General features: G+C 69.7%; 22 protein-coding genes. 14 read left to right on the top strand and 8 right to left on the bottom strand.

Annotated elements, in window-relative coordinates; all coding sequences use genetic code 11:
• Positions 1-37 precede the first annotated feature (37 nt).
• Positions 38-805 (top strand): SAM-dependent methyltransferase, encoded by a 768-nt coding sequence (locus HZS55_RS05260; RefSeq protein ID WP_179910681.1) that lies wholly within the window; start codon positions 38-40, stop codon positions 803-805.
• A gap of 1 nt (position 806) precedes the next feature.
• Here the strand turns inward: HZS55_RS05260 and HZS55_RS05255 are convergent, their stop codons facing one another.
• A complete protein-coding gene (locus HZS55_RS05255; RefSeq protein WP_179910680.1) occupies positions 807-2054 on the bottom strand; it encodes a hypothetical protein in 1248 nt (415 codons plus the stop codon).
• A 178-nt stretch (positions 2055-2232) separates the two neighbouring features.
• Between HZS55_RS05255 and sufU the strand changes: the two genes are divergently transcribed.
• On the top strand, positions 2233-2664 hold the full coding sequence (sufU, locus tag HZS55_RS05250) for a Fe-S cluster assembly sulfur transfer protein SufU (protein ID WP_179910679.1): 432 nt from the start codon (positions 2233-2235) through the stop codon (positions 2662-2664).
• Positions 2665-2716: 52 nt separating this feature from the next.
• Here the strand turns inward: sufU and HZS55_RS05245 are convergent, their stop codons facing one another.
• Positions 2717-3037 carry a hypothetical protein gene (locus HZS55_RS05245; RefSeq protein ID WP_179911796.1) on the bottom strand — a complete coding sequence of 107 codons (321 nt, stop codon included), beginning with the start codon at positions 3035-3037 and terminating at the stop codon, positions 2717-2719.
• Between the two features lie 295 nt (positions 3038-3332).
• Between HZS55_RS05245 and HZS55_RS05240 the strand changes: the two genes are divergently transcribed.
• On the top strand, positions 3333-4577 hold the full coding sequence (locus tag HZS55_RS05240) for an MFS transporter (protein WP_179911795.1): 1245 nt from the start codon (positions 3333-3335) through the stop codon (positions 4575-4577).
• On the opposite strand, the gene HZS55_RS05235 is transcribed toward HZS55_RS05240, so the two are convergent.
• The 5 genes from HZS55_RS05235 to pyrH form a co-directional block, all read right to left on the bottom strand.
• Entirely contained in the window at positions 4565-5425 is an 861-nt protein-coding gene (locus tag HZS55_RS05235) for an SDR family NAD(P)-dependent oxidoreductase (protein ID WP_179910678.1), read from the bottom strand. The genes HZS55_RS05240 and HZS55_RS05235 overlap by 13 nt on opposite strands.
• Before the next feature lie 70 nt (positions 5426-5495).
• Positions 5496-7499 (bottom strand): heme-binding protein, encoded by a 2004-nt coding sequence (locus tag HZS55_RS05230; RefSeq protein WP_179910677.1) that lies wholly within the window; start codon positions 7497-7499, stop codon positions 5496-5498.
• A 109-nt stretch (positions 7500-7608) separates the two neighbouring features.
• A complete protein-coding gene (locus HZS55_RS05225) occupies positions 7609-9387 on the bottom strand; it encodes a site-2 protease family protein (protein ID WP_179910676.1) in 1779 nt (592 codons plus the stop codon).
• A gap of 485 nt (positions 9388-9872) precedes the next feature.
• Positions 9873-11741 carry a lysine--tRNA ligase gene (lysS, locus tag HZS55_RS05220; protein ID WP_179910675.1) on the bottom strand — a complete coding sequence of 623 codons (1869 nt, stop codon included), beginning with the start codon at positions 11739-11741 and terminating at the stop codon, positions 9873-9875.
• 34 nt (positions 11742-11775) lie between these two features.
• Positions 11776-12495, bottom strand: coding sequence for a UMP kinase (gene pyrH / locus HZS55_RS05215; protein ID WP_179910674.1), 720 nt, complete (start codon positions 12493-12495; stop codon positions 11776-11778).
• 398 nt (positions 12496-12893) lie between these two features.
• On the opposite strand from pyrH, the gene HZS55_RS05210 reads away from it, so the two are divergent.
• Both HZS55_RS05210 and HZS55_RS05205 read left to right on the top strand, forming a co-directional pair.
• Positions 12894-13142 (top strand): DUF7123 family protein, encoded by a 249-nt coding sequence (locus HZS55_RS05210; protein WP_179910673.1) that lies wholly within the window; start codon positions 12894-12896, stop codon positions 13140-13142.
• A gap of 310 nt (positions 13143-13452) precedes the next feature.
• Complete coding sequence (locus HZS55_RS05205) at positions 13453-14625, top strand: site-2 protease family protein (protein ID WP_179910672.1); 1173 nt, start codon at positions 13453-13455, stop codon at positions 14623-14625.
• Between the two features lie 47 nt (positions 14626-14672).
• Here HZS55_RS05205 and thiL read toward each other — a convergent pair whose 3' ends face one another.
• The gene (thiL, locus tag HZS55_RS05200; RefSeq protein ID WP_179910671.1) at positions 14673-15548 is read right to left on the bottom strand and encodes a thiamine-phosphate kinase; all 876 of its coding nucleotides are present in this window, start codon (positions 15546-15548) and stop codon (positions 14673-14675) included.
• A gap of 157 nt (positions 15549-15705) precedes the next feature.
• Between thiL and HZS55_RS05195 the strand changes: the two genes are divergently transcribed.
• From HZS55_RS05195 to HZS55_RS05150, 9 genes are all read left to right on the top strand, one after another.
• A complete protein-coding gene (locus HZS55_RS05195; protein ID WP_179910670.1) occupies positions 15706-16722 on the top strand; it encodes a lysylphosphatidylglycerol synthase transmembrane domain-containing protein in 1017 nt (338 codons plus the stop codon).
• A 248-nt stretch (positions 16723-16970) separates the two neighbouring features.
• Positions 16971-17432: a 30S ribosomal protein S19e gene (locus HZS55_RS05190; protein ID WP_179910669.1), complete on the top strand. Its 462-nt coding sequence runs from the start codon at positions 16971-16973 to the stop codon at positions 17430-17432.
• Between the two features lie 102 nt (positions 17433-17534).
• A complete protein-coding gene (locus HZS55_RS05185) occupies positions 17535-17897 on the top strand; it encodes a DNA-binding protein (RefSeq protein ID WP_179910668.1) in 363 nt (120 codons plus the stop codon).
• Positions 17898-18521, top strand: coding sequence for a DUF7411 family protein (locus HZS55_RS05180; protein ID WP_179910667.1), 624 nt, complete (start codon positions 17898-17900; stop codon positions 18519-18521).
• Positions 18522-18611: 90 nt separating this feature from the next.
• On the top strand, positions 18612-18836 hold the full coding sequence (locus HZS55_RS05175) for a hypothetical protein (protein ID WP_179910666.1): 225 nt from the start codon (positions 18612-18614) through the stop codon (positions 18834-18836).
• A 69-nt stretch (positions 18837-18905) separates the two neighbouring features.
• Positions 18906-20216: a histidine--tRNA ligase gene (gene hisS, locus HZS55_RS05170; protein ID WP_179910665.1), complete on the top strand. Its 1311-nt coding sequence runs from the start codon at positions 18906-18908 to the stop codon at positions 20214-20216.
• Between the two features lie 63 nt (positions 20217-20279).
• The gene (locus HZS55_RS22555) at positions 20280-20858 is read left to right on the top strand and encodes an SHOCT domain-containing protein (protein ID WP_246308360.1); all 579 of its coding nucleotides are present in this window, start codon (positions 20280-20282) and stop codon (positions 20856-20858) included.
• A 68-nt stretch (positions 20859-20926) separates the two neighbouring features.
• Positions 20927-21748, top strand: a complete 822-nt coding sequence (gene truA, locus HZS55_RS05155; RefSeq protein WP_179911793.1) for a tRNA pseudouridine(38-40) synthase TruA — start codon at positions 20927-20929, stop codon at positions 21746-21748.
• 500 nt (positions 21749-22248) lie between these two features.
• Complete coding sequence (locus tag HZS55_RS05150) at positions 22249-22986, top strand: class I SAM-dependent methyltransferase (RefSeq protein ID WP_179910664.1); 738 nt, start codon at positions 22249-22251, stop codon at positions 22984-22986.
• Positions 22987-23104 lie beyond the last annotated feature (118 nt).

The raw sequence follows: 23104 nt of genomic DNA, 5'->3' as shown, positions 1-23104 counted from the left end.
CCCCGGACTTTTGCCGGGCGGGGCCGACCGACCGGCCATGAGCCACTGGGCCGACCGCCTGTTTCGCGACCAGGCGGACCTGTTCGCGGAGCACTTCGAGGACATGTTCGCGGCGGCCGACGCGGAGGTCGCCGACCTGCTCGACCTGCTGGCCGCCGAGTTCGACTGCGAGCCCGATCGGTCGCTCGACGTGGCCTGCGGCGTCGGCCGCCACGCCCTCGCGCTGGCCGACCGCGGGGTCGAGGCCGAGGGACTGGACTTCTCCGAGCCGTTCCTCGACCGGGCGCGCCAGCGGGCGAGCGACCGGGGCGTGGCCGACCGGACGGAGTTCCACCACCGCGACATGCGCGAACTGGACGAGCTGTCGGGGAGCTACGACCTGGTCACAGTGTTCTGGAACTCGCTGGGCTACTACGGCCGCGAGACCGACGAGGCGGTCCTGGCCGACGCCCGCGAGTTGCTGGCCGAGGACGGCGCCCTCGTGGTCGAGCAGTCCAACCGCGACGCCTTCGTCGCCGACCTCGACGGGGCCACGGTCACGGAGGACGACGACCGGTTGACCGTCTACCGCCAGGAGTTCGACGTGGAGACGAGCCGGTTCTCGACGACGCTGGACGTGTTCGATGTCGTCGGCGACGGCTACGAGCACATCGACACCATGGAGTGGGAGAACCGGCTGTACGCCCCGCCGGTGCTTCGGGAGCTGTGTGAACGCGGCGGCTTCGACGACGTGGCGCTGCTCGGCGGATTCGACGGGAGCGACCTCACGGTCGAGTCGATGCGGGTGGTCCTCGTGGCGCGGTGACCTAGCCGCCGAACTCCCAGCCGGCGCTCTCGAGGCGCTTCTCCTCGAGGCGGTCGCGCTCGGCCTCGTAGTCGTCGGCGTCGTGGTGGGGGCGCTCGCCGGCGAGGTCGCGGGCGCGCTCGAACCACGCCTCGGCGTCCTCGTAGTAGTCGCCGGCCTCGTCGGTGTCGTCGGTCCCGTCGCCCTCGCGTTCGAGCGCGGCGGCGTGGGCGCTCATCGCCTCCAGCAGGCCGGCGGTGACCCAGGTGAGCTGGTACTCCAGCGCGTCCTCGGAGACGGGGGCGTGGCCGTTCCAGCCGGCGTCGGCGGCGGCGCGGTAGCGGTCGAACGCTTCCTCCCAGGCGTCGACGGCGACGGTCGCCTCCTCGGCGTCGAGCGCCGTCTCGCAACGACCGGCGGCGTCGTCGAGGAACCGCTCGCCGGCCTCCCTGAGGTCGGCTTCGATGGCGTCCAGTCGACTCTCGGCGCCCTCGGGCACGTCGTCGACGTCGTCGATCACGTCGCGGGCCTCCTCGACGGCCTCGGCGGCGTCGACGTACGCCTCGCAGGCGTCGCCGTAGCGGTCCTCATCGAGCGCGGCCGCGACGGCTTCGTACTGGGACTGTGCGCGGTCGAGCCACGAGGTGACGCGCGTGTGAGCCAGTTCCGTAACGACCTCCTGGATCTCGGCGCGGATCTTCTGCTCGGGCGCTCGGTCCTCGCGGGTGGCGCACCGACGGGCCTGGGAGAACTGCGAGCGGGCGGCCAGCGCGTGCTGGTTGGGGTCGGCGCCGCGCTCGCAGGCGTCCTCGTAGGCGGCGATTGCGTCGCGGGCCTGCGCGAGCGCGCTCGACATGTCCGCCCACGACGAGCCGACGTTACTGATGTAGTCCTCGGCCTCCTCGGCGTCGCCCTCGTCGGGGTCGAAGACGACCGACTCGTCGTACGTCTGGACCTCCAGCTTGCTGTTGATCAGCCCCTTGCGGACGTGGCTGGTCTGTAGCCGGTTCATCTCGAAGGCGATCTCGGCCGTCTCGGGCTGGTCGCCCAGCACCCAGAGCACCCGCTCGTCGGTCACGAGCATGTAGGCGCCGTGGCCGCCCCCCGATTCGATCGTCGTCGTTCGACCGTCCTCCGTGTGCTCGATCGTGCCGTCGTTGGCGAGCGCGTGCTGCAGCTCCTCGCCGTCGCGCAGCAACCCGTCGAGGTGCTCCGCGTCGACCTCCCCCGACCCACCACCGGATATCGCGTCGTTTACTCGGTCGAACATTGCCCTGTGGTTGTGCTGTATTTCCGGGACGGTAGGTAATAAACTTCGGTGTAGATTCACGCCGCGAAGCCGCCGACCGATCGGGGGGTATAGAACGTATACTCCGAGATCGGTCGGCCGCGTGACAACCGCTCCCTCGGAATCCTTTTCCGCCGGTAGGGCATACCCACGGCCGACAATGGGTATCGGCGGCTCGGATATGTACCGACAGCAGATCCTCGACCACTACAAGAACCCGCGTAACTACGGGGAACTCGAGGAGGCCACGTTCACCCACGTCGGCGAGAACCCGATGTGCGGCGATACCATCGAGATGGACGTCGTCCTCGACGACGACGAGGAGGTCATCAACGCCGTCGCCTTCCGCGGCGACGGCTGCGCCATCTCCCAGGCCTCCGCCTCGATGCTCTCGGAGCAGCTCGCGGGCATGCCCGTCGAGGATCTGGCGGAGATGGACAGGGACGACGTGATCGACATGCTCGGCGTCGACATCTCGCCGATGCGCGTCAAGTGCGCCGTGCTCGCCGAGAAGGTCGCCCAGGACGGCGCGGAGATCTACTTCGAGGAGCTGGACGTCGACAAGACGACGACCGAAGACGACGAGGACTGAGGTCGGCCTTCGAGTCGAGACCGCCGTTCTGCGGTTCGGTTCGCGGTTCGAACTACTGCGCGTCCGCTGGTTCGACGACGGTCGTCTCGTCGTCGATGCCGTGCTCGATGGCCACCGAGTGGCGCGTGTGGCGGGCGTGAATTTTGGCCCAGCGCTCGGCCGCGTGGCGCACGAGGTGTTCGGACCCCTCCGGACAGCGGCGGCATTCGGCGAACCACGTCGTCACGTCGTCGGGGAAGTGGCCGGTGTGGCGCTTGTGGTCGAGCGCGAACTGCTCGATGGCCTGGTTGCCGACGCCCAGGTCGTCGAGTTCGTAGGACAGGTCCCACTCGCGGCCACAGCGCGAACAGCTCACTCGCGGCGCGTCGTCCATCTCCGTCGGCGTCGGGCCGCCGTTCGATCGTTCGTCCCCCTCGTTGCTATCGTCTGGCACGACAGCGAGTTCGGCCGCGAGTACCTTGGCTCTGGCGGGGTCGGCCTCGCCGGAACCGGGACGCATTTCACCGTGAGTCCGCCTTCTCCGATATCGTGCGATCCCAGCGGTGTCGAACCGCAGTGCCCACTCCGCGACGACGACGACCGGCGGCGCCCGCGTCGCGACCCCGACCAGCGGCGCCGCCGGCGCGGTCGCGCTCGCGGGTCCGGCCCGATCCGGGAGGGTCGGGCCGGTGATCCCGCGCCGACTCGCGCGCTTCGACGCGCTCGTCGCGACCGCGCTCGTGTGGTTCCTCGGGAAGTTCCTCCGGTACGCCTTCCCGCCGCTGTTCGAGACGATCGGGGGGACCTACGGCGTCTCGCGGACGGTCCTCGGCTCGGCGTTCACGGCGCTGATGCTCGTCTACGCGCTGATGCAGTTCCCCTCGGGGCTGCTCGCCGACCGTATCGGTTCCGTTCGGGTGATCACCGCGGGGGGACTCGTCACCGCCGGCGGTGCGTTCGCGCTCGCCGTCGACGCGCCGTTCGCCGTCCTCGTCGGCGCGATGGCCCTGATCGGCGCCGGCACCGGCACGTACAAGACCGTCGGCGTCAGCCTGCTCGCGCGAGCGTACCCCCGCGGGACCGGCCGCGCGCTGGGCGTGTTCGACACGTTCGGGACGTTCGGCGGCGCCGCGGCGCCGGCCGCGGTCGTCCTCGCGTCGGCGGCCCCCGGCGTCCTCGGCGCCCCCTGGCGGACGCTCTTCCTCGCGGCCGGCGTCGTCGGCGTCGGCCTCGCCGCCGCGTTCGCACGCGTGATCCCCAGACGGCTCGGTAACGACGCCACGGGCGCTCGTGCGTCCGAGTCCACCCCGAACGGCGAGGAAGGCGAGGGCGAGGCGTCGGCTTCGCTGCGCGTCTATCTCTCGCTGTTCGGGGACCCCCGATTCACCCTCTTCGTCGCCGTCACGGTCTGTTTCGCGTTCGCCTACAACGGCGCCGTGGCCTTCCTCCCGCTGTATCTCACCGAGGAGACCGCCGTGTCGTCGGCGACGGCGAACCTCCTGTTCAGCGCGCTCTTTCTGGTCAGCCTCGTCCAGCTGGTCACCGGCGAGGCCAGCGACCGCGTCGGCGTCGAGCCGGTCCTCGCGCTGACGCTCGCGGTCGCCACCGCCGGGATGGTCGCGGTGCTGGCGTTCTCGGGGACGGGCGGTCCCCTCGTCCTCGGCGGCGCCGTCGTCCTCCTCGGACTGGGCGCCCACGGCTCTCGACCCCTCCGCGGCGCCTACATGATGGACATCGCCCCCGAATCGGTCGCCGGCGGCAGCCTCGGCGTCGTCAGGACGCTGCTGATGGTCGCCGGCGCCGTCTCGCCCGCTCTCGTCGGCTTCCTCTCCGAGACCGCCGGCTTCACCGTCGCGTTCCAGCTGCTCGCGGCCGCGCTCGTCGCCGCGACGGCGCTGACGCTCGCCCTGTGGGCGACCGGTCAGCGGTCCTGAGCGGGGTCCCAATCGAAGCCGGTCCCGACGGCCGAGACGCCGCCGTCGACCCGCAGGTTCGTCCCGGTGACGAACGACGCTTCGTCGGACGCCAGAAAGAGGACGGCGTCGGCGATCTCCCGCGGGTCGGCCGCACGCTTGAGGATGCCCGGGCCGTCGGCGCTGGGCGTCGTCTGTTCCTCGCGGTACTCGCGAGCCACCTCGGAGTCGTCGGGCTCGTGGTACTCGGTGACGACGTAGCCCGGCGAGACGGCGTTGACCCGAACTCCCTCCGGCGCGTGGTCGCAGGCCATGTCCTTCGTCATCGCGACGACGGCGCCCTTCGTCGAGTCGTACTGCGCCCACTCCGGACGGCCCACCTCAGCGCCCATCGACGCGACGTTGACGACCGAGCCGTTGCCTTCGGCCCCTTCAGTGTCGCCCCCGCCTCCAGTCATCAGCGGGATCAGGTGTTTCGCACAGAAGGCGACGCCCTTCTGATTCACGGCGAGGATGCGGTCCCAGCTGTCCTCGTCGGCCTCGGTGACCGGGTTCGGGTCGACGCGGATCCCCGCGTTGTTGACGAGGATATCGACGCCACCGAAGCGATCGGCGACCCGTTCGGCCATCGCCTCGACGGCGGCTTCCTTGCCCACGTCACACTCGACAGCGAGGGTCTCCCGGCCGGTATCCGCGGCGATCGCCTCGGCGGCGGTCTCGGCGCGCTCGCCCAGCACGTCGACGACGACCACGTCCGCGCCCTCCTCGGCCAGTCGCCGAGCCGTCGCCTCGCCGATACCGCGCGCGCCGCCGGTCACGACCGCCACGCCGTCCGCGACTCGTCCGCTCGTGGCTCCTGGTCCGGTCATGGCTCGGCGTTCGACCATCGCGGGCTTGTAGCTGTCGGCGCTCGGAGCGCTCGAAAACCGCCCCCGCCGCTCAGGCGAGGAAGACGTGGCGCGGCCGGTCGGCCAGCACCTCGCGACCCCACTGGACGGTCTCGCGGAAGTCCTCGGAGCGGAAGAAGGCCATCGCGTCCTCCTTCGCGTCCCAGCGGCTGGCGATGAACATGTCCGTCTCGTCCTCGCGGTTGGCCAGCAGCGCGGTCTCGCGGTGGCCGTCCATCTCCGCGAGCAGTCCGCCGACGGTCCCGAACGTGTCGACGAACTCCTCGCGGTAGTCGGGTTTGACCGTGTAGAACATCCCCATCGTGCCGAAGCCCGCCCGGTCCTGCGAGCGGCCGACGATCCCCGGCAGATCGGTGAGGAAGTCGGCGGCGGTGTCGGCGGCGCTCTCGGTGTCCCAGAGGCTGACGACGGCGATCGTGTCCGAGTCCTCGGCCACGTCGCCGTAGACGGCGGTCTTGACGTGGGTGTCGTAGCGGTCGAAGCCCTCGCGCAGGTCCGACACCTCCGCGTCGAGCGTCTCCGGGTCGGCCTCGGAGTACAGCACCAGCGCGTACACGTCCTCGCCGTGGGGCTGGCCGGCGTAGACGCCCTCGTCGGCGAGCTCCGCGCGGATGTCCGCAGCGGTGGTGTCGCTCTCGGCGTCGCCGCCCTCGGCGCCGCTCGCTCCCGCCTCGCCCTCGCGGCCGGCCTCGCCGGCGTCGCCGAGGGGGCCGCGGGCGCTGTGCGTGACCGCGTCGATGTCGGTCAGGAAGCCGATGGCGGTGTCGGCGGCGCCTTCGTTGGCCCAGACGCTGACGATCGCCGTCTGTCCCTGGTTGGCGCGGACGCTCGTCAGCACGTGGGTGTCGTAGTGGTCGAAGTTGCCCCGGAGACCGTCGACCTCGTCGACGAGGTCCTCGGCGTCGGCGTCGGCGTAACAGACCAGCGCGTAGTCGCCCGCGCCGTACTCCTCGGGGTAGACGCCGAAGTTCGCGAGCGTCTGTGCGGCCTCGTCGGCGTCGAGTTCCGCGGCGTCCACGTCCTTCTGGGCCGCCGCGGGCCGACCCCCGGCTCCGCCCTCGCTCGACTCGCTGACCGACTCCGTCTCGCCGTCGCTTGCGCCCCCTGCGTGACTCTCGGCCGGCGGGTCGACCGATTCGCCGTCGCCCCGGGCGCCGTGGCCGCCGCCGGCGTTGCCGTCGTGGCCGGCGCCCGAGGCGCTCGCGTGGGCGACCCGTTCGCCGGTCGACTCGTCGGTCGCGTCGGCGGTCGGCACCGACTCGCCGGCGAGGTAGGCGTCCAGATCCGCCGGCGGGAACTTCCGGCCGACGTAGAAGGGGCCAAAGTCGGCGAACTTCGAGGAGGAGGGGTCGAAGCGCATCTCGTAGAGCAGCTCCTTCACGTCGGTCATATCGTCGGCCCACAGGGTGACGCCCCACTCCCAGTCGTCCATGCCGACCGACCCGGTGATCATCTGGGAGACCCGACCCGCGTAGTCGCGGCCGATGTCGCCGTGGCTCTCCATGTGCTCGGCGCGCTCCTCGAAGGGCAGGTCGTACCAGTTCTGTCCCGGTTGGCGGCGTTTCGACATCGGGTAGAAGGAGACGTGCTCGCTGTCGGGGATTTCGGGGTGGAGCCGTGACTGAATGTACTGAGCGAGCCCCGAGTCGTCGTCGACCTCGCCGTCGAAGTACTCGCGGGCGCGCTCGCTGTAGCCCGACGCCTCCGTCACGGAGACGTACGAGGAGGACTGTTCGGTGAACTGCGCGAACTCGGTGCGCTCGAAGCGCCGTTCGAGGCGTTCGGTGTCCGCCAGCGTCGGCCGGAGGTGGACGACCATGAGATCGGCCTTGTGCCCGACGACGGCGTACAGTGCCGAGTCGCCCTCCTCTGCGTCGGCGACGGCCTCGGCCGACCCGAGAAAGTCGACGGCCTCGTCCAGCGCCCGTTCGCGGACGCGCTCGGGGGCGTCCCGCCAGGCCTCCCAGTCGACCGTCCTGAGGTCGTGGAAGGCGTACCAGCCTTCCTCCGTCTGCGGCGGCTCGCGTCTGACCATACCGGGAGTTAGCGATCGCAGTTTAGGAAACTTGTTGTTCCCGGCCGCGCCGGGCGAGCGCGAATGCGGGCGGTCGCCGGCGTCCGCGAGGGTCCCGGCCGGAGCCCGCTCAGTTGAGCAGTTGCGGCCCGAACAGCATGAGAAAGAGGCCGGCGATCATCAGCAGGCTGATCGAGGCGGTGACCGCGGTGGTCGCGCGACGGCCGTCTTCCACGGGGAGGCGGGCGACCAGCGACTCGGCCGACGCCCGGAGGATGTGCCCGCCGTCGAGCGGGAAGGTAGGCACGCAGTTGAACACGCCGAGGTTGAGGTTCACCCAGGCCGTCCAGAACAGGATGTTCGCGATCATGAACACGCCGCCGCCGAGCGGTTCGAGCGGGCCGGCCACCGTGTAGAAGTTCGCCACGTCGGGGACGAACCCGGCGAAGTTGTAGCCGAATCCGAGTCCGAGAGTGCTCAGGAACGGCAACAGGAGCACGACGAACATCTGCTGGAGGAACTGCCCGGAGAACAGCCCGCCCCAGTCGCCGCTGAACCCGCCGAGGTAGGCGAGGAACTGCGCCGCGGGGTAGACGTCGATGCCGGCGTCGGTCACCGCGATGCCGCTGAAGCCCTGCTGGGTGCGGAGCCCGAGCGCGTCCCCGGGACCGTCCCAGCCCGCCGTGACGTCGTAGGTGTCGGACTCGCCGCCGACCGACGCCCGCACCTCAACGGTCTCTCCCGGTTCGAGACCGCCGACCGCGTCGCCGTACGCGGAGGCGTTGGGCGTGCGCTCGCCGGCGACCGAGCGGACGATCACGTCCGTCCCGTCGGCCGGGACCGAGGCGTTCGCGAGCGGGCCGTTCTCGACGGCCAGCCCGTAGGCGCCGACGGGGAACGTCGTCGTCCCGCGGCTGGTCTCGAGGGTGGCCGTCCCGCGGCCGGCCATCGCCTCGGCGAAGCCGCGCTCGGTGTAGACGGCCGTGCCGTTGACCGCCTCGACGATCGTCGCGTTGTCCTGGTTCGGTTCGATGCCGTCGGTCACCGACGGGACCGACCGGACGAGCGCGAGCTTCCGTTCGAGCGTGGTCGTCTCGCCGCTCTTCAGCGTGAGGTCGACCGACCGCCCCTCTATCGCGGCGAGCCGGGCCTCGAACTCGGAGACGTTCGCGATCGCTTCGTCCTCGACTTCGGTGACGAGGTCACCGTACTCCAGACCGGCTTCGTCGGCGGCCGACCCGGCGGCGGCGTTGCCGACCGGGACGCCGGCCGCGGTCGCGATGGCGCCCGAGACCGGGCCAAAGAGGAGCAGGAACCCGACGAACGCGACGAGGAAGTTGTTGGTCACGCCGGCGGCGAACATCCGGGTCTGGCCGCCCCGGTTCGCTCGCAGGCGACTCTCCTCGTCGGGTTCGACGAACGCGCCGACCGGGATAAACGAGAAGAAGGCCAGCCCCATCGAGTCGATGTCGATGTCCTCGACGCGACAGAGCAGGCCGTGGCCCCCCTCGTGGACCACGAGGCCGATGAGCAGGCCGAGGACGATCTCGGGGGCGGCGGCGGGCGGGAGAAAGTCGTTGACCCCTGGAATGACCAGCACGTTCTGTGGGTTCTGGACGGGCTGGGCCTCGGGCTGTTGCATCGCCTGCCAGCCGGCGTTGAAGACGGCGACGAACATGCCGACCATCGTGACCAGCGCCATCCCGACGCCGAAGTTCCCCCAGGCGCGCCAGAGCCGCTTGGGCGTGGCGAGCCACGTGAGGAACTGCCGGCCCCGGAGCGTGTGCAGCGTCAGGATCGGGCCGGAGACGCGGACGGAATCGGGGAGCTTGCCCCTCGCCTGCAGCGCCATCGTCCCCGCGGTGAAGACGACGATCGCGGCGAGCACCCAGTACAGCGGGCTTACCATTACCCGATTGCAGGGGCCTCCCCGTCAAGAGGGTTTGGTTACCATCTTTTTCCCGGAGGGGTTTCCTCGGTCGCTGCGCTCCCTGCGGGAACCCCTCCGGCAAAAACATGGGTGAAAAAGGCCAAACCTCGTGGTTCGAGAGAGCGACGCTCTCTCGTCATCACGAAAGACGGCTGTGCCGTCTTTCGAACGACTTCGCTCGGTTCGGTGAACCGCGCCTCACTCCATCCGGCGCGGATGCTCAGTACAGGTGATAGGCTGATCAGTAGCATTCGCGCGAGCGAAGCGAGCGCGATTCACTGAATCCGAGCGAAGCGAGCGCGATTCACTGAATCCGAGCGAAGCGAGGATTCAGCCTTTTTCCCCAAGTTTTTCCAGCGGAGGATTCCCGCAGCGGCGCGAAGCGCCGCGAGGAACTCTCCGCTGGAAAAAGTGGGTTCGCACGCCTACTGAACACGCCGGACCTCGGAAAACTGGCGGCCGGTCTACCGCTCCCGTCGCAGTCGCTCGACGACGAACTCCCGGTCGAGATCGCCGAGGAAGTACCCGAGTTGCGGCCCCTCGTCCTCGTCGAAAAAGAGGCGGTAGCCGACGCCGAAGAAGTCGCCGATCTCGACGTCGTGGCGCTTTGCCGTCTCGTAGATCTCGCCCTGGATCGCCTCGCCGTCGCGGCCTTCCGCGACGAAGTCGGCCAGGTCGTCCAGCGCAGCGGCGGTCGCCTCGTCGACGGACACCTCGGGCAGTTCCGTCCGCGAGACGGTGTAGTTGTACTCGTTGTCGGTGCGGTCGGCCCACTCGCTCGCGAGCGCGACGCGACCGAAGGCGTCGTCGACCGCCCACTCGGGGTCGTCGTCGGCGACGTGGCCCTCCTTGCGGGCGGTCGCCGCGCGGGCGTCCTCGTCGTCGAACATGCCCAGGACCGCGGCGAAGGTGTAGGGGAGGCGCACCCGATTCGCGAACTCGCCGTCGACGAACTCCCGGCGGCGCCGACGGTCCTCGGGGTCGTTGCGGTCGAAGTCGGCGGCCAGCGTCGCCGCCTCGCTCTCGTCGCTCACGTCGAACGCGTCGCTCGCGGCCAGCGCCGCGGGCGGCACGTCGGCCAGCGAACTCAGGAACGGATAGACCCGGTCGGCGCGCCGTTCCTCCCGCTCGGTGCCCGACTCCTCGTCGTAGTAGAGCCGCTCGACGCGGTCGAACTCGTCGACGAGCTGGTCGAGCCGCTCGATACTGAAGTCCCGGGCCTTGTTCGGGTCCTTTGCGAAGAAGTAGCGCAACACCTCCGGTTCGAGCGTCTCCAGCACGTCGTGGACGAGGACGATGTTGCCTTCCGAAGAGGAGAACGGGTCGCCGTCGAGGGTGAACCACTCGTACACCATCGGTTCGGGCGGCTCGATGTCGAGGACGTTCTCGGCGATGTCGACGCCGGAGGGCCACGACCCCTCGGCGTGGTCCTTGCCGAACGGCTCGAAGTCCACTCCGAGGACCTGCCACTGGGCGGGCCACTCGAAGCGCCAGGGGAGCTTGCCCTCGCGGAAGGTAGCGGTGCCCTCGTGGCCGCAGCCCTCGATGGTGCGGTTGCCGGCCTCGATGTCGGTACAGCGGTAGTCGACCTCGCGGGCGTCCACGTCGACCGCAGTGACGGTCTCGGTCACCTTCCCGCACTCCGAACAGAAGGGGTTGAACGGGACGTAGTCCTCGTCGACCTTGTCCTGGTACGCCGAGAGCACCTCGCGCGCCCGGTCCTGATTCGCGAGGACGTGCTCGACCACGTCGTCCATGCGGCCGGACTCGTACAGTTCGGTCGTCGAGACTACGTCGATGGGGGCGTCGAGCAGTTCGGCCGACTCGGCGATCAGCGTCGAGAAGTGCTCGCCGTAGGAGTCACAGCAGCCGAAGGGGTCCGGTATCTCCGTGTACGCGTGCCCGAGGTTCTTGCCGAGCGCGCCGGCGTTCACGTCGCCCAGGTCGACGATCTTGCCGTCCAGATCGGCGAGCTTGCGGGGGAGTTTGCGCAGCGGGTCGCGGTCGTCGGTGGTGAACACCTGCCGGACCTCCCACCCGCGTTCGCGCAGCACCTCCGCGACGAAGTAGCCGCGCATGATCTCGTTGACGTTACCGAGATGCGGGACCCCCGAGGGGGAGATACCGCCCTTGATCACGATCGGCTCCTCTGGGTCGCGGGCCTCGACGGCGTCGGCGACCTCGTCGGCCCAGAAGGCGTAGTGGTCCTCGCCCTCGGTCTCGTCGGGGCGGGTGTCGTCGGCGGTCTCGGTCGCGCCGGGCGCGTCGGTCTCGTCGGCCGTCGAGGTGGCGCTCGGCCCGTCGGTGCCGGCGTCGTCGCCGGTCTCGCTCATGCGGTTCGCCCCCGGTGGGTCGCCCGTCGCTCGGTCATCGGTCGCTCCACTCGGCGGGCGCCGCCCCGACGCCCTCGGGGACCACGTCGGTGCCGTCGTGGTCGCCGGTTCGGATCGCTCGCTCGACGGCCGCGGGGTCGGTCCCGTCGAGGACGACCGTGCGGATGCCCGACCGCTGGACGATCTTCGCGGCCAGCAGGTCGACGGGGGCGTTGCTGCCGGCGTCCATCTCCAGGTCGGCGATCAGCCCGACCAGCTCGTCGGCGGTGATCTCCGAGAACTTCGCGGCGTCGGGGTCCTCACCCGGGTCGGCGTCGTAGACGCCGTCGACGCTGGTGGCGTAGACCAGCAGGTCGGCGTTGACGTACTCGGCGAAGGCGGCGCTGACGGCGTCAGTGGTCTGGCCGGCGACGGTCCCCCCCATCACCGGGATGTCACCGCGACGGATGGCCTCGCGCCCGGTCTCGTAGCTCTCGGGCGGGGTCGGCGCCGCGCGCTCGTCGAGCGCGGCGATGAGCAGGCGGCCGTTGAGTCGAGTCACCTCGATCCCCAGCTGGTCCAGCTCGATCTCGTTGGCGCCCAGCTCGCGGGCGGCCCCGATGTACTCGCGGGCCGTCGGGCCGCCGCCGACGACGGTCCCGAGAGTGTGACCGTCGGCGTCGAGCGATTCGACCGCGTCCGCGTAGGCCCGCACTCGCTCCGGACCCACCGACGGAACGAGGACGCTCCCGCCGATAGAGACGACTGTTTTCATTGGGACGGCGTAGCCACGATGCCGTCTTAAGGGTTGTCAAGCCGCGACGGCCGAGCGTGTCGTCGCCGTCCCCGCGATACCGCTCCCAACCACTCACTACCCCGGACGCCCGCCGGCGCGCTCGTCCCCCTGCGACCGCCCGAAACCGGCAACCATTTCCGCAACATCGGGCTGAATCCGCGTTTCGCGTCGGTTTTTCGGTCGGCCGTGCGGTCGAAGTGCAAAAACGTCTCGACGTTTCTGCGCAGTTTATAAAACGTCTAAGCGGATAGGAAAACGTCCTAAAAACTCGAACATCGGCCGATTTTCCCGTGTAGTTCGTGAAACGACACGAAGCCACCCGAAGCTTCCTCCGTTTATATGGGCTTACCGGCCACAGAGCAAATCGAGGTGTCAACATGAGCTCGATACTCCAGCCCTCCAACGACGACGCGCCGTCGAAAGAACAGCGACTCAAGGCGTATCTGCGCCAGAAGGCCGAGGACGGCGAGATGTACTTCAAGAGCAAGTTCATCGCGGACGAAGTCGGCCTGTCGCCCAAAGAGATCGGCGCGCTCATGGTGAAGATCCGCGACTCGGCCACCGAGCTCGAGGTCGAGAAGTGGTCCTACACGAGCGCGACCACGTGGCGCGTCGAAGTCGCCTGACGACGACCGGGCTCCACCGCACACCCACGCCCCGAACCCACGCACCCACACATCCCCGGACGGCGACCCCGTCCGCACCCCACCACACGCACCGACTTCCGAACACCGAACACCACCCATCCGTTCACCGCAACCCCGTCCCTGATTGGACGCCCGAGCGCGGGCGTTCCGACCCGCTTCCTCCCGTCCGACCGGCCCAGCGGCGCGGCCGGCGTCGCCGACTCGGTGACGCGACCGTCGGCTCCGGCGGATCGGTCGGTCGCCGGCGGTGTCCCGGGATTTATACTCGGGAGGATCCAACCGACGGTCGATGGACGAGCGTCGCACGCCGGCGGAGGGGCCGCCGGTCGAGGACGTCGAGTCGGTCTTCCAGGTCGCCGACGTGCGCGTCGACGACGAGACGGTCTACTACCTGGGCACGCCGCTGGCGTCCGCCGAGGTTCTGGAGCGCGAGCTGTGGGGCCTGTTCCGCGACGCGGGCTACGACGTGTCGCTGACGACCCGCGCTCAGTCGTCCGGACCGTTCGACGAGCGGCCGGCCGTCGAGGGTCGCTTCGGGCCGACTCGCCCGCAGTACGTCCTCGTCGCCGAACCCCGCTCGCCCCACATCGACGGGATCCCGTGGACGAACCTCGTCTTCTTCGTCCTGACGGTGCTGTCGACGCTGTACGTCGGGTCGATCTGGTACTACGTCGAGCTCGACAGTCCGCTGGCCCTGCTGGAGGCGTGGCCCTTCACCGCCGCGATCCTCGGCGTGCTGGCTGTCCACGAGTTCGGCCACTACGTCATGATCCGCTACCACGACGTGGACGCGAGTCTCCCCTACTTCATCCCGTTCCCCTCGCTCATCGGGACGATGGGTGCGGTCATCCGCATGCGCGGGCGCATCCCCGACCGGAAGGCGCTGTTCGACATCGGCGTCTCCGGCCCGCTCGCGGGCCTGGTCGCGACGGTCGTCGTGACCGTGATCGGGCTGTTCCTGGACCCGATCACGGTCCCCGAGCGCGTCGCCAGCGGCGGCGGCGCGATCCGGTTCAACGACCCACTCCTGCTGGTTATCCTCGCCGAGCTGACCGGCCAGCCCCTCTCCTATCCGGACCCGGGGCTGGCGGCCAACCCAGTCATCTTCGGCGGCTGGGTCGGCATGTTCGTCACGTTCCTGAACCTCCTCCCGGTGGGGCAGTTCGACGGCGGCCACATCGTCCGCGCGATCCTCGGCCCCCGCCAGGAGACCGTCGCCGCCGCGGTCCCGGCGGCCCTCTTCGGCCTCGCGGGCTATCTCTATCTCGCACAGGAGGCGACCAACGCGGTCGTCCTCTGGGTCGTCTGGGGCGTCATCGCCGCCGGGCTGGCCTACGCCGGCCCCGCCACGCCGATCCGCGACGACCCGATCGGTCCCCGTCGTCGGGCCCTGGGCGTCCTGACGCTCGCGCTCGGTCTGCTCTGTTTCACGCCCGTGCCCTTCGAGATCCTGGCCGGGTGAGCGGTCGCTCGCGCGTGCCACCGCGACGACCGGCGAAAAACAGCGGTTCAGTGAGTGTACCCGCGATCCGGGAGCGACTCGCCGTCGATCGTGACGCCCGACTCGACGACCGCGCCGATCCTGGTCAACTCGACAGACACGTCCGCGCGGACAGCCGACAGCGCCTCCTCGGGGACCGTACAGACGAGTTCGAAGTCCTCGCCGAAGAACGCGCCCAGCTCCAGCCGGTCGTCGGCGTCGGCGGCCACCTCGTCGACGACCGGGTCGATCGGGAGTGGGGACTCGACGGCGAACCCGCAGCCGCTGGCCTCGGCGAGCTGGTGGAGTGAACGGGCCAGCCCGTCGCTGGAGTCCATCATCGCGGTCGCCCGGCCGGCCAACGCACGGCCGGCGGCCACGCGAGGTTCGAACCGGAACAGGTCGTTGGCGCGCTCGATGTCGCCGGGGCCGCCCCGGTCGAACAGTCGGAGGGCGGCCCCGCTCCGTCCGAGCGTGCCGGTGACGCAGACCGCGTCTCCGGGTTCGGCGCCGGACCGTCGGACGGGCTCGTCGGCGTCGCCCAGCGCGGTGGTGGCGACGGTGAACTCGTCGTGGTGGTCGAGGTCGCCGCCGACGTACTCGGCGCCGACGGCCGCACAGACCTCGCTCGCGCCGTCGACGAAGTCGGCGAGTTCCGCCTCGTCGAAGGCGGGGGCGGCGTAGACGGCGACGGCGGCGGTGGCGTCGGCGCCCATCGCGGCCACGTCCGAGAGGGAGGCGCCGACGGCGCGCCAGCCGGCGGTGTAGCGGGTCGTCCCGTCGGGGAAGTCCGTCCGGTCGTGGAGCATGTCGGTGGTGACGACCTGGCCGTCGAGGACTGCGGCGTCGTCGCCCGCCGCCGACAGACGGTCGCCGAGCAGCCCCAGCGCGGTCCGTTCGTCCATACGACGCGTTCGCTCGCTCCCGGGAAACCCCCTGCGGTTCGAGCGGGGCGACGGTCCGTCGCCGACGGAGCGCTCGGGTCCGCGCGGGTCGGCGGTCGCGTCCGCCGTTCGCGGCCACTCCGGAGGGTTCAAGCCGCGGACGCCCTTCGACCCCGACATGAACGGGGACAGGTGGGCGACGGTCGTCGGCTTCGTCGGCGCTGCGCTGGTCCTCGCGGCGCTCGTGTGGGTCGTCGGCATCGGCGACATCCTCTCGGAGCTTCGCGGGATCGAACCCCGGTTCCTGCTCGTGATCCTCGGCGTCGCGGTCGCGTGGCTGTTCCTCTGGGGGATGGCGCTGCGGACGGTACTGGGCGCGCTCGACGCTCCCCTCTCGGTCGGGATGAGCGGGTTCGTCTTCGCCGGCGCGGTCTTCTCGAACAACGTCACGCCCTTCGGTCAGGCGGGCGGCGAACCGGTCAGCGGCTACCTCATCTCGCGGGCGACCGACAGCGAGTACGAGACCGGCCTGGCCGCCATCGCGTCGGTCGACGCGCTCCACTTCGTCCCCTCCATCGGCTACGCCATGGTGGGGCTCACGTTCGTCGTCGCCGGCGCCGCGGAGTTCGGGCGCAACCTCGTCTTCGCCACGACCGCCCTGGTCGCCCTCGCGGTCGGTATCCCCGCGGCCGCCTACTTCGGCTGGCAGTACCGCTACGAACTCGAGGCCACCGTCGTCCGCGCGGCCACGCCCGTCGTTCGCTTTCTCGGCCGGGTCGTCCCGCGCAGGTCTCCGCCCACCGCCGAGGCGATCGAGCGCCGCATCGAGGGCTTCTTCGGCGCCATCGAACGGGTCGCCACGAGCCGCGCGACGCTGCTGGAGGCCGTCGGCTTCTCGGCGCTCGGCTGGCTGGCGATGTGCGCGTCGCTGTGGCTGTCGGTGTACGCGCTGGGTCACGCGGTCCCGTTCTCGGCCGTCCTGCTCGTCGTCCCGATGGGGGCGGTCGCCGGGATGACGCCGCTGCCCGGCGGACTCGGCGGCGTCGACGCCGTGTTGATCGCCCTGCTCGTCTCGACGACCGGGATCTCCGGCGGCGTCGCCGGCGCGGCCGTCCTCGTCCACCGCGGCGCCACCTACGTCTTCCCGACCGTCGTCGGCGGCGGCGTCGCGTTCGCCCTCGGCGTCGGCGACTGACCGACGGTTCCCGCCATGGCCGCGCCCTCGCGACGGCCACCTTCCCGTTGCTCGCGGGTCACTGACGTTCCTCGCTCGCTGTTTCGTGGTCCTCACCGCGTTCGGACCACGCTGCTCGCGGGTCACTGACGTTCCTCGCTCGCTCCGTCGAGGCCTCCCTTCGGTCGGCCTCGTTTCCCCTGTGTCTCCGTCCCGTACCCGTCCGGCGAACGATGGCCTTAAATGAGCCGCTCCGGAAGACATCTGCAATGACGACACTCTACGACGTGCCCGCGGAAGACCTCAACGAGGCGGTCGCCGAGCGCCTCGACGAGGAAGACGAGGTACAGGAACCCGACTGGCTCAAGTTCACGAAGACCGGCGTCGGCCGCGAGCTGCCGCCCGAACAGGACGACTTCTGGCAGATCCGCGCCGCCAGCCTCCTCCGGAAAGTCGCCGTCGACGGCCCCACCGGCGTCGGCGCGCTCCGGACGGCCTACGGCGGCACCAAGCAGGGTTCCAACCGCTACGTGGTCCGTCCGAACCAGACCACCGACGGCAGCGGCAAGATCGTCCGAACGGCGCTCCAGCAGCTCGAGGAAGCCGGCTACGTCCAGACCGCCGAGGGCGAGGGCCGCCGCATCACCCCCGACGGCCAGAGCCTCCTCGACGACGTCGCCGGCGAGGTCCTCGAGGACCTGGACCGTCCGGAACTCGAACGCTACGCCTGAACGTTCTGCGGGCCGTTCTCCCGATTTCGCCGCCCCAGATGGCCCGGCCGTCGCGCCGATAGCTCCGAAATCGTTTTCCCCGCGACTCGACAAGGGACCCCCATGAGCGGCGAACCGAACGACGAGGAGTTAGAGAAGCTCCGTCAGGAGAAGATGGAGCAGATGCAGGAACAGGGCGGTCAGGGCCAGGGCCAGGGCGTCGACGAGGAGGCCATGGAGGCCCAGCGCGAACAGCGCGAGGCCCAGAAGAAGGCCATGCTGCGCAAGCACCTCACCGACGAGGCACGCAAGCGGCTCAACACCGTCCAGATGTCCAAACCCGACTTCGGCGACAAGGTCGAACAGCAGGTGCTCGCGCTCGCCCAGAGCGGCCGCATCCAGGGCAAGATCGACGACGAGAAGATGAAACAGCTCCTCAAGGAGCTCCAGCCGGACAAGAAGAGCTTCGACATCCAGCGCCGGTAGATGCCGACGGTCGCCACGCTGTTCTCCGCCGGCAAGGACTCCGCGCTCGCGGCCACGCTCCTCGACCCGTTCTACGACGTGGTGCTGTGTAGCTGCACGTTCGCGCTGGAGAACGGACCGGCGGTCGTCGACACCGCTCGCGAGGCCGGCGAACGAGTGGGGCTTGCCGTGGAACGGGTCGAACTGGACGAGTCGGTGGCTCGCGAGGCCGTCGACCGGATGGTCGCGGACGGCTACCCCCGGAACGGGATTCAACTGGTCCACGAGCACGCCCTGGAGACGGTCGCGGCCCGCGCGGCGGTCGGTGGGGGATCGTTTTCGGCGGTCGCGGACGGTACCCGCCGCGACGACCGCGCGCCCGTGATCGATCGACCGTTCGCCCAGAGCCTGGAGGACAGGAACGGGATCGACTACCTCCGCCCGCTCGCGGGCTACGGCCGCGGGGCTATCGACGAGTTAGCCGACCGGCTGTTGGACGTGGAGACCGGCCCGAGCGAGCAGCTCCCGACCGGGGACTACGAGACCGAGCTTCGCGCGCTGATGGCCGACGAGCACGGCGAGGGGACCGTCTCGGAGGTGTTCCCCGAGCACGTCCAGTCGCGGGTGACGGGGCGGACCGAGTGAGAACAGACCCGAATCGACTCTGGGTCCCAAATACTCAGACTCGATCCGTCACTTCGACACTAGATGTCTCGACCGCCGGTCTCGACAGAGATGAACAAAGTCGAGGAGGGGAGCCTCGTCCGGTGGAACGGCCGGACGAACCCGCAGGTGGTGACCGAAGTGACCGACGCGTGGTTCGGAGTGCGAAGTCACAGTGACAGTCACTATCGGTTCTACTTCCACGACCAGTACCTCATCAACCAGCAAAGCGATACCGAGTACGACATCGACGAGTTCGAACTCCTCGGGGAAGTATACGACGTGGACGACTGGTAGGATCGCGGGCCAGACAACCGCTCGCACGACACGGACAGGTTCAAGCGACCCCTGGCCGAACGGGGTGGTATGTACGAGGGACTGAAGGGGTTCACCGACTTCTACCCCGACGAGATGGCCCCGCTCCGGGAGGTCATCGACACCATCGAGGACACCGCCCGGGCCTACGGCTTCCGGGAGACGTCGACGCCGGCCTTAGAGCCGGCGGAGATGTGGACCGACAAGAGCGGCGAGGACATCGTCGACGAACTCTACGACTTCGAGGACAAGGGCGGCCGCCACGTCACGCTCACTCCGGAGCTCACGCCGACGGTCGCGCGGATGGTCGTCGCCAAACAGCAGGCGCTGTCGAAGCCGATCAAGTGGGTCTCGACGCGGCCGTTCTGGCGCTACGAGCAGGTCCAGCAGGGCCGGTTCCGCGAACTCTACCAGACCAACGCCGACATCTTCGGCTCCTCGGAACCGGAAGCCGACGCCGAGGTGCTCGCGTTCGCCGCCGACTCGCTGACCAACCTCGGCCTCGACGGCTCGGAGTTCGAGTTCCGCGTCTCTCACCGCGACATCCTGGGGGAACTCCTGCGGTCGTTCGACGCCGACGTGGACACCACCGAGGCCATCCGCGCCGTCGACAAGCGCGCGAAGGTCGACGAGGGGGAGTACCTCGGCCTGCTGTCCGACGCCGGCCTCTCCTACGACCAGGCCCGGGAGTTCGACGACCTGCTCGTCGCCGGCGACGACGATCTGTCGGCGCTGACGGACTTTTCAGACAGCGACGACCTCGCGGCGGCAGTCGAGAACCTGCGGAACGTCCTCGCGGCCGCCGAGGACTTCGGCGTCCGGGAGTACTGCGACGTGTCCCTGACGACCGCACGCGGGCTGGACTACTACACCGGCGTCGTCTTCGAGTGTTTCGACGCCTCGGGCGAAGTATCGCGCTCGATCTTCGGCGGCGGCCGCTACGACCACCTTATCGAGGAGTTCGGCGGGCAGTCGACCCCGGCGGTGGGCGTCGGCATCGGCGTCATGAACTCGACGCTCCCGCTCCTGTTGCAGACCCACGACGCCTGGCCGGGCGAGGGCATCGCGACGGACTACTACGTCCTGCAGGTCGGCGACGTGCGCTCGGTGGCCTCCCGCATCGCCCGCGACCTGCGCGAGCGCGGCCACGTCGTCGAGACCGACGTGAGCGACCGCTCTTTCGGCGCGCAGATGAACTACGCCGACTCCATCGACGCCGAGACGGTCGTGATCGTCGGCGAGCGCGACCTGGAGAACGACGAGGTGACCGTCAAGGACATGGAGAGCGGCGACCAGACGAACGTCCCCGTCGCGGAGTTCCCCGGCGACAGCGAGCGGCCGACCTACGACGAGTTCGCCTGACCGTCGCCCGCCCCGCACGCCGAGGCGAAACAATCACCTGTCTGACGTTCCGATCCGCGACCGATGGGGAACGACGAGGACGGGATCGACTGGCAGCGCGTCGGTCGTGTCGCCACGGAACCCGACGGATCCGCTCACTGGGGCCGCATCCGGAGCGCCGTCCGCGGGCGCGGATCCCGTGAAGATACGGACCTGGCGCCGCTCGTTCTCGTCGCCGCCGTCTGGACGCTCCTCGGTCCGGTTCTCGCCGCCGTCTTCCCCGGCAACGTCGGGTTGGCGCCCTGGCAGGCCGCCGGCCTCGGCGTCGTCGTCCTGCTCGGACTGGTCGCCGCGGTCGCCGACCGCCTCGACGAGTACGAGGTGACCGACGACGACGTAGTGATCGAAGAACTGCGCGCCCGCTACGCCGCCGGCGCGCTCTCGCTGGCCGAGTTCGAGCGCCGAGTCGAGCGCGTGGTCGCGGAGGGTCCCGAGGCGGTCGACCCGTCCATCGGCGGCGAGGGCTCGGGCACCGAAGGCCGCGACCCGGTCGCGATCCTCCGGGAGCGCTACGCTCGCGGGGAGATCGACGACGCGGAGTACCGCCGCCGGCTGGAGGGACTCGGCGAAGACGTGCCCGACCGCGTCTCGGAGTCCGCCTGAGGCCGCACCGGCCCGAAACCGACAAGGCCCGGTCTCGCGAAGCCGAACCGATGTCGGAGACGCCGGCGATGCGCGCTTATCGCCTCGCCTACGACGGCCGCCCGTTCCGCGGCTTCCAGCGCCAGCCCGACGTATCGACCGTCGAGGACGCCGTCTTCGACGCGCTCCGTGACCTGGACGTGCTGGCGGAAGGGGTGGACAAACCCGACGGGTACGCCGCCGCGGGTCGCACCGACGCCGGGGTGTCCGCGCGGGCCCAGACGGTCGCCTTCGAGACGCCCGCGTGGCTCTCGGCCCGGGCGTTCAACAGCGAGTTGCCCGCGTCCGTTCGGGCGTGGGCCAGTGCCGACGTGGGCACGGAGTTTCACGCCACCCACGACGCCGTCTCGCGGACGTATCGGTATCACCTGTACGCGCCACGTGACGGTGGCGGGAGACCGCTCGACGAGGTTCGGGTTCGCGACGCGCTCGACCGGCTCGCCGGCGAGCACGACTTTCACAACCTCACGCCCGACGACGAGGGGACACGTCGGGATCTGTCGACGACCGTCGAGCGCGACGGCGACTTTCTGGTCGTCCGGCTGGAGGCGGGCGGGTTCGCCCGGCAGTTGGTCCGTCGTGTGGTGGGGCTCGCCGCCGAGGTCGGTCGTGGGGAGTCCGACCTAGGGAAGGTCGACCGGGTGTTCGCAGCGGAGGAGATCGAGGGTCCCGAGGGCGTCGCGCCCGCGGCGCCGTACCCGCTGGCGTTGTGGGACGTGGCGTATCCGGGCGTTGCATTCGAGGTGGACGAGGACGCCTCCGAGAGCGCCCGCGAGGTGTTCGGAGCGCGTGCAACGGAGTTTTTGACCCGGGGACGCGTCGCCGGCGAAATTCGGGATTCGCTGGAGTGAGTGAGGTTGTACTTGACAGCAATCGATGAACGCTTTCGACCCACTCGCTAGCTGGAGTCGAGATTGGGGAAATCAGCAACCGATGAAAGCCCTCGACCCGCTCGCGGTCGCTGAGGCGGGATATCCGCGCTCTCGGCACCGCCCGCGCGGATAGTGGCCCGCTCAGACGACTACATGAACGCGAGCGCGCCTCGCCCTTTCAATCCACCAGGGACAGCAGACCGCTCCCGCACAGCACCGCAAACAGCCACGACCCTCCCCAGCCGATTGCGATGTCTGCGGGCGGCGCTCGGGTCGCCCGCATGGCCCGAGGGACCGCCGGTCCCTCGCTGCTCGCAGGCTGCGCTTCTCATCCCTCGCACGACTATTTCGAGCGGCCTGCCAAGAGGCAGGCACGCTCGATAGCGCGCGCCACTTACAAAATCGTGCGCTCGAAGCTCCTTGAGACGATATCACGGGGTGACACAAGACCTTTCGTAGCAGGGGGAAACAGACGGGGTATGACTGAGGAAGTGAAGGAGTGGTGGGAGCTGACGGCCCGCTGGTTCCAGGACGACATCGATCTGGACGTGGGGGTCAACTGGACCGGCATGAGCGCGGACAACGACCTGCGGCTCCTGCTGGACGTGGCCGGCAAGGACGTGCTGGAACTGGGCTGTGGCGGCGGCCAGTGCTCGGTCGCGCTCGCCGAACGGGGCGCGAACGTGACGGGTATCGACCTCTCGACGGAGCAACTCGCCTTCGCTCGCGATCTGTCCGACGAGCGCGACACCGACGTGGCGTTCCGCCAGGGCGACGTGACGGACCTGGGGATGTTCGACGACGACAGCTTCGACGTGGCGTTCAACGCCTACGTCTTCCAGTGGGTCGAGGACCTGGCGGCCTGCTTCCGGGAGGCCCACCGCGTGCTCCGCTCGGGCGGCCGGTTCGTCTTCTCGATGCCTCACCCGGTCTACGGCCTGGCCGACCCCGAGAGTCACGAGATCGAGGAGAGCTACTTCGACACGGGTCGGCAGGTCACGCCGCAGGACGACCTCGACGTCGACATGGTGACCTACCGTCACTCGGTCGCCGACGTACACAACGCGCTCGTCGGGGCGGGGTTTCGGGTCGAGCGGATGCTCGAACCCGGGTCTGCGGACCCCGACGACTACGAGGAGGGGCCCTGGGGCGAGCACAGGCCCGAGTTGCTGGCGAAGCTGCCGTCGACGCTGATATTCGAGGGGCGGGCGGCGTGAGCTACAGACGGGGGACGAAACACGTTGGTTCCCACTGGGGTTCGAAACACGTTGGTTCCCACTGGGGTTCGAAACGCTCCGGGTGTCAACTACCTTCGTGTGTAACGGGCGACAGACT

It is taken from the genome of Halosimplex rubrum (genome assembly GCF_013415885.1).
In the GTDB taxonomy this organism is placed as follows: domain Archaea; phylum Halobacteriota; class Halobacteria; order Halobacteriales; family Haloarculaceae; genus Halosimplex; species Halosimplex rubrum.
Note: the sequence above shows the minus strand (reverse complement) of the source record. Positions and strands in the feature narration are given on the sequence as shown.

What these genes read in the sequence shown, in the direction of transcription:
- HZS55_RS05260 (WP_179910681.1), top strand. Translation starts at nt 38, where the DNA reads ATGAGCCACTGGGCCGACCGCCTGTTTCGCGACCAGGCGGACCTGTTC.
- HZS55_RS05255 (WP_179910680.1), bottom strand. Translation starts at nt 2,054, where the DNA reads ATGTTCGACCGAGTAAACGACGCGATATCCGGTGGTGGGTCGGGGGAG.
- sufU (WP_179910679.1), top strand. Translation starts at nt 2,233, where the DNA reads ATGGGTATCGGCGGCTCGGATATGTACCGACAGCAGATCCTCGACCAC.
- HZS55_RS05245 (WP_179911796.1), bottom strand. Translation starts at nt 3,037, where the DNA reads ATGGACGACGCGCCGCGAGTGAGCTGTTCGCGCTGTGGCCGCGAGTGG.
- HZS55_RS05235 (WP_179910678.1), bottom strand. Translation starts at nt 5,425, where the DNA reads ATGACCGGACCAGGAGCCACGAGCGGACGAGTCGCGGACGGCGTGGCG.
- HZS55_RS05230 (WP_179910677.1), bottom strand. Translation starts at nt 7,499, where the DNA reads ATGGTCAGACGCGAGCCGCCGCAGACGGAGGAAGGCTGGTACGCCTTC.
- HZS55_RS05225 (WP_179910676.1), bottom strand. Translation starts at nt 9,387, where the DNA reads ATGGTAAGCCCGCTGTACTGGGTGCTCGCCGCGATCGTCGTCTTCACC.
- lysS (WP_179910675.1), bottom strand. Translation starts at nt 11,741, where the DNA reads ATGAGCGAGACCGGCGACGACGCCGGCACCGACGGGCCGAGCGCCACC.
- pyrH (WP_179910674.1), bottom strand. Translation starts at nt 12,495, where the DNA reads ATGAAAACAGTCGTCTCTATCGGCGGGAGCGTCCTCGTTCCGTCGGTG.
- HZS55_RS05210 (WP_179910673.1), top strand. Translation starts at nt 12,894, where the DNA reads ATGAGCTCGATACTCCAGCCCTCCAACGACGACGCGCCGTCGAAAGAA.
- HZS55_RS05205 (WP_179910672.1), top strand. Translation starts at nt 13,453, where the DNA reads ATGGACGAGCGTCGCACGCCGGCGGAGGGGCCGCCGGTCGAGGACGTC.
- thiL (WP_179910671.1), bottom strand. Translation starts at nt 15,548, where the DNA reads ATGGACGAACGGACCGCGCTGGGGCTGCTCGGCGACCGTCTGTCGGCG.
- HZS55_RS05195 (WP_179910670.1), top strand. Translation starts at nt 15,706, where the DNA reads ATGAACGGGGACAGGTGGGCGACGGTCGTCGGCTTCGTCGGCGCTGCG.
- HZS55_RS05190 (WP_179910669.1), top strand. Translation starts at nt 16,971, where the DNA reads ATGACGACACTCTACGACGTGCCCGCGGAAGACCTCAACGAGGCGGTC.
- HZS55_RS05185 (WP_179910668.1), top strand. Translation starts at nt 17,535, where the DNA reads ATGAGCGGCGAACCGAACGACGAGGAGTTAGAGAAGCTCCGTCAGGAG.
- HZS55_RS05180 (WP_179910667.1), top strand. Translation starts at nt 17,898, where the DNA reads ATGCCGACGGTCGCCACGCTGTTCTCCGCCGGCAAGGACTCCGCGCTC.
- HZS55_RS05175 (WP_179910666.1), top strand. Translation starts at nt 18,612, where the DNA reads ATGAACAAAGTCGAGGAGGGGAGCCTCGTCCGGTGGAACGGCCGGACG.
- hisS (WP_179910665.1), top strand. Translation starts at nt 18,906, where the DNA reads ATGTACGAGGGACTGAAGGGGTTCACCGACTTCTACCCCGACGAGATG.
- HZS55_RS22555 (WP_246308360.1), top strand. Translation starts at nt 20,280, where the DNA reads ATGGGGAACGACGAGGACGGGATCGACTGGCAGCGCGTCGGTCGTGTC.
- truA (WP_179911793.1), top strand. Translation starts at nt 20,927, where the DNA reads ATGCGCGCTTATCGCCTCGCCTACGACGGCCGCCCGTTCCGCGGCTTC.
- HZS55_RS05150 (WP_179910664.1), top strand. Translation starts at nt 22,249, where the DNA reads ATGACTGAGGAAGTGAAGGAGTGGTGGGAGCTGACGGCCCGCTGGTTC.